Source organism: Allofrancisella inopinata (genome assembly GCF_012222965.1).
GTDB classification, from domain to species: Bacteria; Pseudomonadota; Gammaproteobacteria; order Francisellales; family Francisellaceae; genus Francisella; species Francisella inopinata.
The window spans coordinates 1229466-1244630 of record NZ_CP038241.1; the positions used below are offsets into that span (position 1 = coordinate 1229466).

Genomic DNA, 15165 nt, shown 5'->3' on the forward strand with positions numbered 1-15165 from the left:
TTTTAACTTAGTTTTTCCAACTTCAAAAATTCTAAATCTTTTTTTCGCAATGAGAATGTACCACAACTTGTTTCAAAAGCTATAGGGCCACCCAGGATCGATTTATTTATAACTTTCATTTGTTGGCCTTCTATCACACCCATTGCTATTATCTTATCTCTAAATGCTTTCGGACAATCATCACTAAATCCACAAACTATAAGCTTATCATTTTTCTTAAAACTCATACAAAACTCTATATATTTTTATGCAACTATTAATTATAATCATTTTTAGTATAACATTAATAGCTTAAACGCAAAGTTAGTTTGATAAAATTTTATAGCTTATGAAAGATCTCTCTAGACTAAATATTCCCAAAAAACCAAAAGACTCTTCAGAGCAAACGCAAAAACCTATTACTTCTAACACAAGAAGAAAAAAAATTATTATCCTGTTTATTGTTGGTTTACTAAGTATTGCTGTTGCATCTAAGATTATAAACAAACACTTAAAAAAGCAGAAAGCTCAAGAAAAAGTTCAGATTGAGACTAACAATATATCTAATATGGAAAAAAGCTCCAGCAAGCAAACAGATAGTAAGCAAAAAACTGACTCGAAAGACAACGATAACAAAATGGTTTTTACATTTTACGATAATCTAAAAAATGAGAGTGTTATTGTAGATGCTAAACCTCAAGCACAAAGAGCTCAATACAAATACACCTATGTATATCAAATTGCTTCATTTAGAAACATGAATGAAACTACTTATTACGTTAAGAGAATAAAAGAAGCTGGTCTTGAACCTAAATTCGAGCATGTAGGAAATTGGATCAGGATGTACATTGGGCCTTATGACAGTACTAGAGCTATGGCACCAGATATTATTAAACTCCAAAGGATTGGTTTAAACGGTGGCTTCACTAGAGAGATCAGTAAAACAAAAATTGAGCCAAAAGAAGATAACGATAGCAAACCTAAAGAAACTACGGAACAGGCCTAAAAATGATTTTTGAATTCTCTTAACTTCACAAACATCTCTTTACCTAATTTATACTCTGGTAGTGCTTTTAAAAGCGCTTTATCACTTATAGACCTAATAAAGATATTAAGCTTACTCTCTTCTGCCAAGTCCACAATTGGTTTATCTTCTGCTTCTAACTCTGCAACATGATTTCTATAGTAATTAAAATATTTATCATCTGGAAGAATACTTAGTGCAAAGTCTAAATTATTTTTCCAATAATCATGAGCTGGATATAATTTTATATTACTATTTAAATTGGTTATTTTTACAATAGAATCATACAACTGATTAACATCTGCTGTTTGAGCGTGTACACCACCAACCCCTGCATTAAATAACGTATCACCACAAAAAAGAGCTTTTTCTCCGTCAAATAAAAAACTCACATGGTCGGATATGTGTCCTGGCGTATATAATACCCTAAACTTAGTAAACCCAAAATCTATACGCTCATCATCCTTGACATAAACATCTGGCTCAAACAAATCATTATTTGTATAAGCATATATTTTAGCAGTTGGATAGTCTTGCTTAAGTTTTTTGACACCTGCAATATGATCACCATGTTTATGAGTTACCAAGATTGCTTTTAGGCTAAGTTGTTTACCAATAATGAAATCCCTAAAAATATCTGACTTTAAAGGATCAATTACTATAGCATTTTGTTGGTCATACAACAAATATTGATAATTCCGTAGACTATTATTTAGAAACCATCTTTTGATTAACATAGATTTCCCTAATATTTACTATAAACAAGTCTAGCTTCCGATAAATCAATTCCAGCTACACTACCATTTTTTATATAAAATCTACATAGTATATGCTGGTATTTTTCTAGCTCATACTGTGATAAAAATGCTTTAATATTGGTCTCAATATATTGGTAAATCATCTTGAAACTTTGAGTATCTGACTTTATCATAGCTAAACTTAACAAAGTAAGGACGCTATCATAATTTTTATTAGTTTCATTGCAAACTCTTGAATATAGCTTAGGAATTTCTATATTAAAAGCATTAACGTACATATAAAGCATCTTTGAATCAATCTCTACTTTGCCCAATTGCTTTTTCATAAATCTCTGAGCTGTAGAAGTGTCGTTAAATTTTAAAAGTTGCTCAACATATACCCTACTTAGCATTGCAGTAGCATCACACTTGTTGTATATATTTGTCAATTGACTAGCATCTTTTGCTTCTTTTAATGCCAATATTATTAAAGCTTCTTCATTTTGCGTTTCTAAATAAGGATTGTATTTCTCTAAGATATATAATGCAAAATCTTTATCACTATTAGCTAAAGCTGTTTTTGCTGCCAAATTAACCATATTTGGTAAAAATTTACTATTACGAGCAGTTAAAAGTTCTTTCACGCTAGCTTGAGCGTCTGAAATTTTATTTATTAAATACTGTAAATATGCTTCAAAAAACTTGTAGACAAAACTGTGGTTATCAAGCTGCTTAACTGCAAGCTCGAGGGCTTTTATATCATTTTTTTTAACGAAAATACTTAGCTTTTTAAACATCACATAATCTTGTAAATATTTAGGCGTAAATTTAATAAGCTTGGTTAAACCTAATTTAGATATAAGCTCGTCATGTTCTAATAAAATATCTGCCATAAGATCAGCAAATTTTTCCCTCTTATTAATCACAAACAAACCTATAAACCAACTAAATATAAGATAAGGCAAGCTAAGCAATAATCTAAAGAACCTATAGCCAAAAATAGTAAGAAAAAGTATAATTGCAAGTATAAAAATAAAAGCAACTAAATTTATTTTTAGAGACTTATCTGCTAAAACAAGCATTACAAACCCATGGTATTTAGTCGCCCAAATACCTATCAGTGTAGCTGCAGCAACTACAAATATAAGCTTAAAAATTTTTATCATCTTCTACTTCCTTTTGCTTATACTCTACTAAACTACTTTGTTTACCTGCTAAAAGCTGGTTTTGTTGTTTAACCAAAGCTTCAACAGTATTCTCTAAACTATCAGTCAAATTTTGTCTATCTTGAGCATTTAAATTTGTAATAGTTTTCTCTAAATTTTTAGCAACCTGGTTTTGAATAAATCTTTGTTGCAAAATTTCTAGCAAGTTTGCTTTAGTTTTATCTATAATAGCTTGATCATTAGCATACACAGCATTTTGTAAAGCTATTAAAGCATTATAAAGATTACTTGCCACCACATGTTTAGCTTCGTTAGTCGATACTAATTTTTGGTTTTTTGGAATATCTTGTATCTCGATAATTGAGCTTAAAAAACTTAAATACTTGTTAGATTTTGTAGTATCAATTTTAGTTTGGTCTAAATTTTCCGGTGTTATATAAATAAGTTTGTCTAATTGTTGTTGTATATTAATAAAAACATTAACGATATCACTCCTAGAATCATATTGATCCAAAGCTTTTTTAATATTTTGCATATCGTTTGCACTTAAATTAGCAACCTTACTTGCTTCTATCTTACTAAAAGCGATACTTACCAACTCTTTAGCTTTAGCTGTATTTCCATTAAATAAAGCTACATCTTTTGCCAAGGTCAAATAATCAATAGCTGATTGGATATTAATAACACTCATTTGCATATATATATCTTTAGTTGGAGTAGCAATTTGGTTATTTAACGCTTCTAACTGACCTTGAACAGCTCTTAAACTACTTTGCTGAGCCTGTGCTAGAAAGCCTTCTTGCTCTATAGATTTTATTTGGCCAGCTTGTGTAGCTTTTAACTGGTCAACTTGTGATTGTAGTTTTTCGTAAAATTGGTCTATTTGCTGGGATTTTTTAGATTCTATAGTTGAATTAACAAGCATATATCCAGTTAGACCTATAGCAATCAAAGACCCCACTAAACTAAGCTTTGATATCATTGTATTTGACGTAATATTTGACACTGTTTTTTTATTCTCTTTTGGATCACTATTTTGATTACTTTTCTCTACTGACATAATCATTAGCCTCTATATGTTGTAGTATTTTTACATAAATACAATAATTACTTAATTTTTCAAGTTTTAACGTATTACTGAACCCTTGTGAATTAACAAATTTTAACATTTTTGTGCTTGTTATGGTAACTATACTATCTTTCGGTATAGGTATTTTTTCAAAAATTGCATTTAAAGATTTAAATACATCTATACTTGTTGTTATTATGAACCTAGGCTGTTTGTCTCCCCACAGCCTTAAATATTTAGTATATAAAGTTTCTTTACTCTCAAAAGCGCGTTGATAAATTTCAAACTTTTGGCAAGTCGTGTGTTTATTTATTTCCTTTTCTAAATACTCATTACCATCAACACCTGAAAAAATAGCAAACTTCCTATCAGATAAACCCTGCTTTGAAATGAGTTTAAACAGCTCTTTAGAATTATATTCTTTTGGATACTTTGCATTAAGATTAAAGTGTGCTAGATGATTTGCTGTTGTAGCACCAACACTATATATAGACTTATTCATAAAATTAGATGGCAAATACTGACTAAATAAGCTTTCTACCGCATATTTACTTGTAAATACAAAGTCAGTGAAATTTTCAATTTTAAAATTTATTTTTTTATGCACTATTTTTATAGATGGCAATATACCAACTGATAAACCACTAGACTTAAATAATTCAGCAAGTTGCTTGGCATCATCATAGGGACGAGCAATCAGTATATCCATTTACTGGTGTTTAAATGCCTGTGAATATATATAGTCTAGCATAGACTTTAGTCCATTTACTCTAGTAGCGCTCAAATTACTACCAAAGCCTATTTCTTTTATAAAGTCTGTGGTTGATTGTAATATATCACTAGGTTTTGAATCATTATAAACCCTAAGGAGCAGCCCTATTAAACCTGATACTATCAAAGCATCACTTGTAGCTATGAGGTGTAACTTGCCATTTTCTATATTACTCTCAAACCAAACTTGTGACTGGCATCCTTTAACAAGGTTTTGTGCTACTTTTTTGTCTTCTGGAAAAGGTGGTAATTGCTTACCTAAAGATATTATATAGTCGTATTTATCTTCCCAGTCTTCAAAAAAAGATAATTCTTCAACTAAATCTTTTTGTCTTTGAATAACTTGATTTTGCATTTGTATGAGTGGTTTTTTAAAACCTTAATATTTATAATAGTGTCATATTACCATAAATAGCAGGGCTTATAAACTTTCTAAATTTGCTAAGCTCCGCACACGGTACAGTTGTAGATAGCCTTGGTTAAACTCTGTTACTTCTATTAATTTTTATATATCTACTCATGCATACCATTATACGCGCCAAGGGGCGGGGAATAATACCCTAAGAGATTTAAGTTTCACCGCAAGCATTCTCTCTATACCCTCTGGTTTCCACTCTACTAACATTTGGCTTAGAAACTTGCCTCTAAAATTAGAAGAAATTGGCTTACGTAACTGGAGTTACGGACTTTTGGGAAAAAGTTAAAGCGAAAAAGTTTTCTATGTGTTAATTTATAATTACATCAACTATGTTATGTTCTAAAAATGAAACAACGTGAATTAGCCAATCTATATACTGAATATTTATTATGTCAAAACTCCCAAGCAAGTGCGACAATGTGTTCAAGTATGTTAGATGAACTAGTAAAGCATGATAGTTTTTCTCGGATGTTAAAAGTTGGTAGTTATGAAAGTAAATATGTCTGGTTAAAAGGTAAAAGTATTTTAAACGCCTACAAAGATAAGCCAAAGATATTATCTATAGACAATACAATAAGTCCTAAATCTGATAGTATGGTCAATGAGGTAGTAAACTGGTTTTATGATCATTCTGTAGGTAGAGCAGTTAAAGGCATCAATCTTATTAGTGCTTTAATCCACGTTGGAGATGCTAATATTCCTGTAGGCTTTGAAGTACAAACTAAGGAAAACTTTGTAGTAGAAAAAGATAAAGCAGGTATGGAGCGCTTAAAGCGTAAAGCACGCTACACAATTAATGAACTGGCAAGAAAACTGATATTGAAAATTATTAAGAATTTCTCTAGTTTTGATTATATAGTAGCTGATAGATATTTTGCTTCTAAAACTAATTTGAAATTCTTTAACAAACATAAACTCTCGTATGTAATAGGTATAGCAAATAATCGTTTAGTTGCTAAGAGTAAAGCTAATGCTCTTGCTGGTAACTACTGTAGGTTAGATGAATTAGGATTGCTAGAAAATGAGGCTATGAAAATTTATTTAAAAGATATAAAATATAGTCTTGTGGTTACTCGCCAAGTCTTCAAAAACGGGGACAATTCAACAGGTGAGATTTATTTAATTACTAATGATCTAAACCTAGAGAGTAACCACATAGAAGATATCTATCAAAAAAGATGGAATATAGAAGTTTATCATCGAAGTATAAAACAAAACGCTAGTCTTGCTAAATCACCTACATCTGTAATTACTACTCAGCTTAACCATATAGGTTTATCTATAGGTGCATTTATTGAACTTGAAAAACTAAAACTTGCTTCAAATAAAAATCACTATGCGTTGAAAAGGAAAATGTTAATCGCCGCCAATCAAGCGAGTCATAGGGAAATTATAAAAATGAAAAAAATACTCAAAATGACTGCTTAAATTTAAAAGTCCGTAACTCCAGTTACGTAACTCAATCTAGTTTGAACCTCTATAGTGTTTAACTACTCCATTATAAAACTGCTTTTTTATTAGCTGAATCAGATGCAACTATCTTCTTTATTGCACCATTTTGCCAATTTACTAACATTTGGGTTAAATGACGCTGATCGATAGAATCACGTAACGTATTCCAATAAAATTGTTCCAAACGTTTAACTGCTCCGCTATATAAACCAACAACTATAGCTAGATGATGTAGATTATTGTCCTCTGGCCAATTCACTGACATTTGTATAACTGATGAACCAGTATTGTCAAACTCAGTCCACCATGAACCATTATAATATTTAACTGTTCCATTACCTAAACCTACAACTATCTTTGGATTAACAACCTCAATTGGCTGTAGCGGCTCACTAATATCAATTATCCTTTGATTATTACCAGTTTCAATATCAAAACTATTAACACCTTGCCAATTTACTAACATTTGCTTAACTGGAGATTTCCTACCATTATCATGTAACTCAGACCAAAATGAACCATTATAATATTCAACTGCTCCATTATCTAAACCTACAACTATCTTTGGATTAACAACCTCAATTGGCTGTAGCGGCTCACTAATATCAATTATCCTTTGATGCTTACCAGTCCCAATATTACCACTATTAACCCCTTGCCAACTCACTGACATTTGAGTAACTGGAGATTTCCAACCATTATCATGTAACTCAGACCAAAATAAACCATTGTAATACTCAACTGCTCCATTACCTAAACCTACAACTATCTGCGGCTTACCATCACCTTGCCAACTCACTGACATTTGAATAACTGGAGATTTCCAACCATTATCATGTAACTCAATCCACTTTGAGCCATTATAATATTCAACCGCCCCATTGCCTAAACCTACAACTATCTGCGGCTTACCATCACCTTGCCAACTCACTGACATTTGAATAACTGGAGATTTCCAACCATTATCATGTAACTCTGTCCACTTTGAACCATTATAATATTCAATTGCTCCACCATCTTTACTAGTAAACATATTGTCTGGCCTAGTACCTAAACCTACAACTATCTGTGGTTTACCATCACCTTGCCAACTCACTGACATTTGCTCCACTGGGAGGACCCAACCATCATTATGTAACTCAGTCCATTTTAAACCATCATAATATTCAACTGCACTATTTTTTAAACCCACGACTATCTGTAGATTACTATCATCTTGCCAATTTGCTGACATTTGAGAAACAGCAGAAATCGAATTTCCACTAGGTAATTGAGACCAAATTAAACTATTACCATCATAAATGCTAACCGAAGCAAATAATGAAGAGGACATCATTAAGGTGGTTACAACGTATAAAAGAGCTTTTTTCATATTAGTTATCCTTGTTGTTTATATTGTTTTATCGAAAATAAATTTTACTTATTGTTAAAATATTTATTATTTATATAATAAATAAAATACTTTACTTTTAATATTTTTTCAATATTTTTATTAAACTTAATAAATTTAAAGTAGTTGAAAATATGTGTGTTAAATTATTTTTAAAGGCTTGATTATATTCTAAAAGTTTGAAACTAGTTGGAAGAGAGTTCCAAATATAGTTTATTAGGTTTTAATGAACAAAATAAAGATTGAGAATACAATCTAAGAAGAAATAAGCCAAGTAAAAGTTATTCACCAGAAATAGCACATAAGTTGTATTGTAGTCGTAGAAAATCAAATAACTGTAAACTCACTGATGAAGTTAAAAAACTTATAATAGCTTTACTTAAAAAGAAAATATCACCAGAATTAATTTGTGCATGAGGATATAGCTAAGACGTGTTTTAAAGCAGTATATAACTTTATACAAAGCCATAAGCTTAAGAACTTATTATTTTACAAAGGTAGGCGCTATAATTACCAAAAAGCATGATCTTCAAACCCAGGTAAAATAAAGGATAGAGTCAGTATATCACAAAGACATAAAGCAGCTAATGATAGAGAAGCTTTATATCATTTTGAATATGATACTATAGTTGGTAAAGTATTATGAAAAGAGTTCACTACGGTTATAGAGAGGTACCCAAAAAATAAAAATGTTTAAAAAAATAAAATATATATTGACAGTACAAGTAAATGGCTATAGAATACTCCATGTTGTTCCCCGATAGCTCAGTCGGTAGAGCAGTTGACTGTTAATCAATTGGTCGGCGGTTCAAGTCCGTCTCGGGGAGCCAGAAATTTCACTTTCTTATAAACAAGTTTACATTTAGAGTCTTCTGGTCTTTATATTTATCTCCTCCTTTTTTTAAGCTATGAATGCCAGATGACCCTAAATTTTCTCCAAGTAAAGTTAAACATCTATATCTAATTTTAGTTCCTTTTGATTTATTGATTTATTTAAATTTCACAAACCTAATAAACACAATTGGAACTCTCTTTTATACCAATTCCAACATAAATTGGTGCATTTATCACAAAGGAGTTTATGACTAATTTAAGTTTTTGATGTGCAGACAATAGCAGTAGCTATTGGCAAATATTAAAGAATTAAATTAGGTATGAAATACAAAGTTAGAAAGTACTAATATGTGTTGGAATTGGTATTATAGGACTGCTGCAAACTAAAATTATAGGTTTCTATGTAAACTTTGCTTTTTGAAAATATTGTTGTCCTGTTACCATCTGTCTAATTCCAAGCTTCAAATAGTTTCTTTAACTATTTTTAGGGCTTTGAGGATACAATTTTAGATTTGAACTAAATTTATGACAATGCAGGTGTAAAAAAATATAAATTTTATTTTTTTAAATATTGATTTACAAATTTTTATATGTATAATTAATTAAATAAATTAAACCTTGATTTATTACACTTACACACTTAACTTAAATAAGGTTTAATTTTATACTGACTCTTGATAGATGTAAGTTTCCCCTCAATTCTCATATCTCCTGACTTGCATCTATCATAAGTCTTTTTTCCTTATGTTTTATAGTTGTTTTTTGTTATAATTTACTTACTTTTATTTTCAAAAATTCAAAGTGTATGAAAGCATCTCAAACTCTCATTGCTACTACAAAAGAGCTACCTAAAGAAGCTGTCCTTATTAGTCACCAATACATGCTAAAAGCTGGCTTAATCAAAAAACTAGCTTCTGGAATATATACTTGGCTACCAGTTGGGCTAAAAGTACTACAAAAAATCCAAGATATTGTCCGCCAAGAAATGAATAAATCAGGAGCTAGTGAATTACTATTACCAAGTATTCTGCCTTCTGAGCTTTTACAAGAAACTCATCGCTGGAGTAAATTTGGTCCTGAGCTTCTAAAACTAAAAGATAGGCATGATAGAGATTTCTGTTATGGTCCAACCCATGAGGAGCCTATTGTAGATATGGCTAGAGATACTATCAAAAGTTATAAGCAGTTACCTTTAAACCTATATCAAATCCAAACGAAGTTCAGAGATGAAATTCGTCCTCGTTTTGGTGTGATGCGTGCTCGTGAATTTATTATGAAAGATGCTTACTCTTTTCATGAAAACAGCCAATGCTTACATACTACTTACCAACAAATGTACCAAACTTACTGTAATATTTTGGACAAAATCGGTTTAGAATATCGTCCTGTAAAAGCAGATACAGGTGCTATAGGTGGTAATAATAGTCATGAGTTTCAAGTTCTAGCAAACGCTGGTGAAGATATTATTTGCTACAGTAATAGTAGTGATTATGCAGCAAATATTGAGCTAGCGACTTATGCAAAGCCAGATTTTAGTAAAAAAGAAGTTTCTAAAAACCATATAGAAAAAATTCATACTCCAAATATCAAGACTATTGAAAGCCTTTGTAACAAGATTGATTTTAATATTAAACAAACCGTGAAAACCATGGTTATCAAAGATGCTGAAAATAATTTTTTTGCGCTAGTAATACGTGGTGATCATGAGCTTAACGAAACTAAAATAAATAAACTAGAGCAAATAGCAGCACCGTATACTTTAGCCACAAAGGAAGAGATTTTTTCAATTTTTAATGCTAATCCTGGCTCACTTGGTATACATGATTGCCCTATTCCAATAATTGCTGATTATAGCGCTGTAGCAGTTACAGATCTATGTTGTGGTGCTAATGAGGATGATTATCATCTTATAAATGTAAATTGGGATAGAGATGTAACAAACTATCAGGTTGCTGATATTAGAAATGTAGTTGCTGGCGATATCTCACCAGATGGTAAAGGTATTTTAGAATTAACTAATGGTATAGAAGTTGGTCATATTTTTGAGCTTGAGAATGTTTATTCTAAACCGATGAATGCTAATATTATTGGGCAAGATGGTAAATCTAAGCCTATGCTGATGGGTTGCTATGGTTTTGGTGTATCCCGTGTTATGGCTGCAGCAATAGAACAATCACATGATGATAATGGAATTATATGGCCAGAAGCTATTGCACCGTTTCAAGTAGCCATATTGCCAATCAATTACAACAAGTCAAAAAATGTAAAAGAAGTAGCTGACAAACTTTATCAAGACCTAATCACCAATGGGGTCGATGTACTCTTAGATGATCGCGGTAATCGCCCAGGGGTAATGTTTGCTGACGCTGATTTGATTGGTTGCTCTCACCATGTAATAATTGGCGATAGACTTCTCGAGCAAGGTTTAATTGAATATAAAAATCGTAAAACTCAAGAAAAACAAGAAATCACTATTGAGCAATTAAAAGAAATCTTAAAAGTCTAAAGTTCTACTACTATTTGACCAAACTTAAAATACCAGTATACTTCTAATAGACCTAACCCTATTTTTACTAATTATGATTCAGCCAAAATCATACATTGACACATCACCTTCTGTATATGGAAAATTTGCTGTAATGGCAGCTGAGTATAATGCGATTAGTTTCACCCAAGGAGCACCTGATTTTGATACTCCAGAATGGTTAATTGACCGTACAAACTTTTACATGCAACAAGGTAAAAACCAATATTCACCAATCCCAGGTGCATTAGCATTACGCAAAGCTATAGTTCAAAAAACTAAAAATTGCTATGACGTAAATATAAGCATCGATAATGTCGCTATTACAGTTGGGGCTATAGAGGGGCTATTTGCAGCTATTACAGCTTATGTAGAAAAAGGCGATGAAGTGATAATGTTTGATCCTGTATTTGATGCTTACGTTGGGTTAACGAAACTCAACCAAGGCAAACCAATAAGATTAAGCCTAATGTCCAATGGCGAAATTGATTTACAAGCTCTAGCAAATGCAATTACCGATAAAACTAAAATTATTATCCTTAACTCTCCTCATAATCCTATGGGAAGTGTTATCTCAAAAGAAGAATATTTAGAGTTTGCTAAAATCATTAAAGATAAGAATATCTTAGTTATAGCTGATGAGGTTTATGAGCATATTTACGCTGGTGAAGTTTTTACTAGTGCTTTAGAAATCGCTGAATTTAGAGATAAACTTATAGTGCTACAATCTCTTGGTAAAACTTATAATCTAACAGGATGGCGTTTAGGAATTGCAATAGCCCCTAGTGAAATTATAAAAAATATCTTAGCTGTAAAACAATTTTCGACTTTTTCAGCAGTCCACCCTATGCAACTAGCGTTAGCTGAAGGAATTTTGGAACACCCTGAATACCACCAAAACCTTCATAAACTTTATAAAAAACAAAACTCTTTGTTACGCCAGCATTTAAAAGGTTCTCGCCTTAAGCTTTTAGAATGGCATGGCTCGCCTTTTCAGATGTTGGATTATACCAATATCAGTAATGAAAATGACGATGAGTTTGCTACAAGACTTATTACGGAATATGGGGTTGGGCTAATACCAGTATCATCACTTTTTGAAAAACCTAGAAATGGTTTACTTAGATTATGCTTTGCTAAAAAAGACAACGCTATTATAAAAGGAGCAAAAATCCTCTCAAAAATCTAAAAACAACTACATCACGTAGGGAAATAATAAAGTATGAATAAACTAAAAGTTGCAATAATACAAAGTGATATAATTTGGGGTAATAAAGATTTAAACTATACAAAGCTAGAGCAAAAAATAGCTACTCTAGACCGAGAAATTGATCTAATTGTCCTACCAGAGATGTTTAATACTGGTTTTATTATGGACCCAATTAATGAAGCTAGTTTCCAAGAAGGTGTCGTTAACTGGATGTATAATCAAGTAAAAAATAGAAACTCTGCTATCGTTGGAAGTGCAGCAACATTTACAGATAATAAAATCGCTAACAGGTTATATTTTGTAACATCTGAAAAAGAAGTATATACATATGATAAGAATCATCTTTTTATACATGCTGGTGAAGACAAAAAATACACTAAAGGAAATCAGCGAAAAATCATCCAATATAAAGGTTTTCAGATACTTCTTACAGTTTGCTTTGACTTGCGTTTTCCAGTTTTTAACTGTAATAATAATGAATATGATATTTTGCTAAATGTAGCTTGCTGGCCTGAATCACGACGTGAACATTGGCAAGCCTTACTTAAAGCCCGTGCCATAGAAAACCAAGCATATGTGGTAGCTTGTAACAGAGTTGGTAAGGATCCAAGTTTTAGTTATGCTGGAGATAGTATGATTATCGATTATAATGGTAAAATACTAGCTCAGAATGAGTATGAAGAAACTGTACTTATTGCTGAATTAAATAAAAACAATCAGATTCAACATAGGGAAAAATTTAATTTCTTAGCTTCCCAAGACAACTTTACTCTTCACCTCTAATAGTTTTAGCTAACTTCTGTAACATAGCATTAACAAACTTATATCCCTCTTCTGTACCCATACTATAAGCTATCTCAACGTATTCTTTAATAATTACCTGATATGGGTTTTCCAAACACTCTATAAGTTCTGCAACAGCAGATTGCAATACAGCCAAATCAACATAGTTTATTGAATCTATACCGTCTTTGGAATTTTGTTTTATATGCTCTTGTATAATTCCTTCATTTGACTGGACTGAATCTATAAGCCTATAGAAAAGATCCCAATCTGTCTGATGTCTTTCGGCATTATCAGTGTAGTATTGGACTTTTAATTCATCGAATGTATTATCTGCAACCTTTTTTTGATATAAAGCTTGCACAGTATATAAACGAGCATTATTTCTAGCTCTTGCTGTAGTTTTCATGGTGACCTTTAGTGTTTTTTTAAATGATTTGAGATATCATGGCTTTTGCAAATAACTATTATACCTAACAAAAATAAAATATGCATAAATGGTGGCAAGAAATTAAACTAAAAGATATGACTAATGAGCAGTGGGAATCTGTATGTGATAGATGTGGATTATGTTGTTTGAATAAACTACAAGATCATGACTCTGACGAGGTTTACTATACTAAGGTTAGCTGTAAGCTTTTAGATATATCAAAGTGTCAATGTAGTATGTATGAAAAAAGAAAACGTCTAGTACCTGAATGTATAAACCTAACCTATAAACAACTAAAAAACCATGCTTATAAGTGGTTACCAAACACTTGCAGCTATAAATTACTTTTAGAAGGCAAAGATCTACCAGAATGGCACCATCTAAATACTGGCTCAACCGAACAGATGCATAAACAAAAAAAATCCGCTAAACATTTTGCTATTTCAGAATATGAACTAGATGTGGATGAGTATTTAGATGATTTTATAATAAAGTTAGATAACTAATTCCCAAATTTAGTATATACTTCGCTTACTAACTCTTTATTGGGCATGCTCATGTCTAATTTACTACCTATAAATCCTCTTTTTGAAAAAATTATTACAGACTTTTTTAACGAAGGTTATTGTGTCATAGATAATTGGCTTTCTAAAAGTGAGGCTTCTCTGTTAACAGCTGAATTGGCTCAACTCCACCAAGAGGATTGTTTTAGAAAATCAGCAATAGGTAATAAGCTAAACGAGACAGTTAAAAGATCTATCCGCAGCGATTTTATTTACTGGCTAGATGAAACAAAACATGCTCAATCATTTTTTCAAAAAGTAAATAGCTTTATAGAATATATAAATAAAAATAAATAAAACTTGCTTTGCTGGCATAGTCACGAAAGAATTTCACTACGCAATTTACCCAAAAGGTGCTTTTTATAAAAGGCATATTGATACGTTTCAAAATGATGATCGTCGCACTATATCTATAGTGTGTTATTTAAATGATACTTGGCAAGAATCTTATGGTGGCGAGCTTAAATTATATCTTCCAGATGGAGGTTTAAACGTTTATCCAGCTTGTGGAAAGATAGTGATATTCAATAGTAAAAAAATAGAACACGAAGTTAAGACTATTTTGTCAGAAGTTAAAAGACTCAGTATCACTGGTTGGTTGAAGACTAGCTAAGTAAACCTGTACCACTAATGGTGACCAGATAAACGCCAGATTACATTATAATAACAAATCACAACTTACCAAGACTAATCAATTCAATTTTATCCATATAGTAATTATATAAAAATCGTGGCGTTTATATTTAACAAAAATTATTATATTTTTCTATAAAGTCAAATTTTTTATTAAAATAATTAATTAATAAGTACAAAAA

14 protein-coding genes, 1 tRNA gene and 2 pseudogenes are annotated in these 15165 nt (G+C 31.3%); 9 read left to right on the forward strand and 8 right to left on the reverse strand.

The window, feature by feature from the left end; all coding sequences use genetic code 11:
- Window positions 1-2 precede the first annotated feature (2 nt).
- The gene (locus E4K63_RS05620; RefSeq protein WP_133942534.1) at window positions 3-227 is read right to left on the reverse strand and encodes a FeoA domain-containing protein; all 225 of its coding nucleotides are present in this window, start codon (window positions 225-227) and stop codon (window positions 3-5) included.
- A gap of 101 nt (window positions 228-328) precedes the next feature.
- Between E4K63_RS05620 and E4K63_RS05625 the strand changes: the two genes are divergently transcribed.
- Window positions 329-985 carry an SPOR domain-containing protein gene (locus tag E4K63_RS05625; protein WP_133942535.1) on the forward strand — a complete coding sequence of 219 codons (657 nt, stop codon included), beginning with the start codon at window positions 329-331 and terminating at the stop codon, window positions 983-985.
- Here the strand turns inward: E4K63_RS05625 and E4K63_RS05630 are convergent.
- From E4K63_RS05630 to E4K63_RS05650, 5 genes are read right to left on the reverse strand one after another with little or no spacing between them, the layout of a single operon-like run.
- Window positions 982-1740, reverse strand: coding sequence for an MBL fold metallo-hydrolase (locus E4K63_RS05630; RefSeq protein ID WP_133942536.1), 759 nt, complete (start codon window positions 1738-1740; stop codon window positions 982-984). The two genes, E4K63_RS05625 and E4K63_RS05630, sit on opposite strands and share 4 nt — an antisense overlap.
- Before the next feature lie 8 nt (window positions 1741-1748).
- Complete coding sequence (locus E4K63_RS05635) at window positions 1749-2906, reverse strand: heme biosynthesis protein HemY (RefSeq protein WP_133942537.1); 1158 nt, start codon at window positions 2904-2906, stop codon at window positions 1749-1751.
- Window positions 2890-3966 (reverse strand): hypothetical protein, encoded by a 1077-nt coding sequence (locus tag E4K63_RS05640; protein ID WP_133942538.1) that lies wholly within the window; start codon window positions 3964-3966, stop codon window positions 2890-2892. Before E4K63_RS05640 ends, E4K63_RS05635 begins: the two co-directional genes overlap by 17 nt.
- Window positions 3947-4684: a uroporphyrinogen-III synthase gene (locus tag E4K63_RS05645; protein WP_133942539.1), complete on the reverse strand. Its 738-nt coding sequence runs from the start codon at window positions 4682-4684 to the stop codon at window positions 3947-3949. The genes E4K63_RS05640 and E4K63_RS05645 overlap by 20 nt, the downstream gene beginning before the upstream one ends.
- Window positions 4685-5101 (reverse strand): SufE family protein, encoded by a 417-nt coding sequence (locus E4K63_RS05650; RefSeq protein WP_133942540.1) that lies wholly within the window; start codon window positions 5099-5101, stop codon window positions 4685-4687.
- A gap of 408 nt (window positions 5102-5509) precedes the next feature.
- On the opposite strand from E4K63_RS05650, the gene E4K63_RS05655 reads away from it, so the two are divergent.
- Window positions 5510-6592, forward strand: a complete 1083-nt coding sequence (locus E4K63_RS05655) for an IS701 family transposase (RefSeq protein ID WP_179965672.1) — start codon at window positions 5510-5512, stop codon at window positions 6590-6592.
- Between the two features lie 70 nt (window positions 6593-6662).
- Here the strand turns inward: E4K63_RS05655 and E4K63_RS05660 are convergent, their stop codons facing one another.
- Window positions 6663-7988 carry a hypothetical protein gene (locus tag E4K63_RS05660; RefSeq protein ID WP_133942472.1) on the reverse strand — a complete coding sequence of 442 codons (1326 nt, stop codon included), beginning with the start codon at window positions 7986-7988 and terminating at the stop codon, window positions 6663-6665.
- Window positions 7989-8261: 273 nt separating this feature from the next.
- Here E4K63_RS05660 and E4K63_RS08400 point away from each other — a divergent pair.
- The 5 genes and pseudogenes from E4K63_RS08400 to E4K63_RS05680 form a co-directional block, all read left to right on the forward strand.
- Window positions 8262-8643 (forward strand): annotated as a pseudogene (locus tag E4K63_RS08400) (transposase); the annotation flags it as partial.
- Between the two features lie 117 nt (window positions 8644-8760).
- Window positions 8761-8836: transfer RNA gene (locus E4K63_RS05665), tRNA-Asn, on the forward strand.
- Window positions 8837-9645: 809 nt separating this feature from the next.
- Window positions 9646-11346 (forward strand): proline--tRNA ligase, encoded by a 1701-nt coding sequence (locus tag E4K63_RS05670; protein WP_133942473.1) that lies wholly within the window; start codon window positions 9646-9648, stop codon window positions 11344-11346.
- 73 nt (window positions 11347-11419) lie between these two features.
- Window positions 11420-12553: an aminotransferase class I/II-fold pyridoxal phosphate-dependent enzyme gene (locus tag E4K63_RS05675; RefSeq protein ID WP_133942474.1), complete on the forward strand. Its 1134-nt coding sequence runs from the start codon at window positions 11420-11422 to the stop codon at window positions 12551-12553.
- A gap of 33 nt (window positions 12554-12586) precedes the next feature.
- Window positions 12587-13357, forward strand: a complete 771-nt coding sequence (locus E4K63_RS05680) for an amidohydrolase (protein WP_133942475.1) — start codon at window positions 12587-12589, stop codon at window positions 13355-13357.
- On the opposite strand, the gene nusB is transcribed toward E4K63_RS05680, so the two are convergent.
- A complete protein-coding gene (gene nusB / locus E4K63_RS05685; RefSeq protein ID WP_133942476.1) occupies window positions 13341-13766 on the reverse strand; it encodes a transcription antitermination factor NusB in 426 nt (141 codons plus the stop codon). The genes E4K63_RS05680 and nusB overlap by 17 nt on opposite strands.
- Before the next feature lie 80 nt (window positions 13767-13846).
- On the opposite strand from nusB, the gene E4K63_RS05690 reads away from it, so the two are divergent.
- Together E4K63_RS05690 and E4K63_RS08340 are read left to right on the forward strand one after the other, a co-directional pair.
- On the forward strand, window positions 13847-14293 hold the full coding sequence (locus E4K63_RS05690; RefSeq protein WP_133942477.1) for a YcgN family cysteine cluster protein: 447 nt from the start codon (window positions 13847-13849) through the stop codon (window positions 14291-14293).
- Window positions 14294-14344: 51 nt separating this feature from the next.
- Window positions 14345-14963 (forward strand): annotated as a pseudogene (locus tag E4K63_RS08340) (2OG-Fe(II) oxygenase).
- The last annotated feature ends 202 nt before the right edge of the window (window positions 14964-15165 follow it).